Annotated in this window: 1 protein-coding gene; it reads right to left on the minus strand. The window is 64.2% G+C overall.

Translation table 11 applies throughout. The annotated features are described in order from the left end of the window. Positions 1–56 precede the first annotated feature (56 nt). A protein-coding gene (locus ACT3UN_RS16425) for an IS3 family transposase (protein ID WP_444657653.1) occupies positions 57–1,255 on the minus strand; the annotation gives its coding sequence in 2 pieces (ribosomal slippage) (positions 57–973 and positions 973–1,255; 1,200 coding nt in all). Between the last annotated feature and the right edge of the window lie 68 nt (positions 1,256–1,323).

The raw sequence follows: 1,323 nt of genomic DNA on the forward strand, positions 1-1,323 counted from the left end.
GGGCCTGACCCCTGTTTGGTGGACACGGGGAATACGGCATCGTACAGGTGACGAGTCTACACAGCCCTGGCCTCCTCAAACCCCTGCGGAGTGAGATACCCGCACCAGGAATGCCTGCGCACGGTGTTGTAGCGAACACACCAGGCGAAGACCTCCCGACGGCACACCAGCTGGGTGGCGAAACTCTTGAGATCCCGCAGGACCTCGCGCTTGAGCGCGGCGTTGAAGGACTCCGCCAATGCGTTGTCGGCACTCGAACCGACCGTGCCCATCGACTGGGTGGCTTTTAGATCCCGACAGGTTTTCTGGAACGCCCCGCTGGTGTAGACCGACCCGTGGTCGCTGTGGAACACCGCCCCGCCCAGACCACCGCAGTTACCCCGGCGACCAGCAGCCTCACTGATCGCTTCCTGGACCAGGGGCGTGCGCATGTGATCGGCGATGGCGAAACCAACCAACTGCCTCGAGAAGCAGTCAATCACCGTGGCCAGGTACATGTTCGACCCATCGGCGATCGGCAGGTAGGTGATGTCACCGACGTAGAGCTGATTGGGGGCTTCGGCGGTGAAATCACGGTGGACCCGATCGGCGAACACTCGTCGGGACTTCTCGGCGGCGGTGGTTGTGACACGGCGTTTCTTGGTGAACCCTGCCAGCCGGTGAGCGGCCATGAGCCTGGCGACGCGTTTACGATTCACCGGGGCGGCAGCGGCACCACCACCGGCGGCGGGGTCGTTGAGTTCGGCGGTGACCCGCCTGGCGCCGTAGCATCCCCCGGCAGCGTCGAACACGGTGATGACCCGTGCTGCCAGCAGGGCATCCTCGATCAGCCGGGCAGTGCGCCGGGGGCGGGTGGCCTGGTACTTGTAGTACGAGGAACGGTTGATCCCCAACACCTGGCAGAGCCGCTTGACCGGGAACTCGGTGCGGGTGTCGTCAATGAACTGGAAGCGGCTCACCAGGTCATCTCTCCCGCGAAATACTGTGTTGCCCGGCGTAGGATGTCTCGTTCCTGTTGCACGCGGGCCAGTGTTGTCTCCAGCTCGGCGATGCGCCGGGCCTGCGGGGCATCCGGGACGCTCGCGGGGCTGGCGCCTGCGTGGGTGTCGGGGGTGTAGGTCCTGATCCAGGTTTTCAGGGTGTTGCGGTTGATTCCCAGCTCGGCGGCCAGGGCTGTGATCGTCAGCTCCGGTGAGCTGTGGTGAAGCTCGACGGCGTCTAGTTTGAACTGCTCGGAGTAGGTCTTGCGGGGCATTGTGGAACACTACCTTCTCTCCAGCGGCGTGCTGGTTTCAAAGTGTCCACCACAAGGGGGTCAGGCCC

This window comes from Corynebacterium sp. AOP12-C2-36 (assembly GCF_052379185.1).
Lineage (GTDB): Bacteria > Actinomycetota > Actinomycetes > Mycobacteriales > Mycobacteriaceae > Corynebacterium.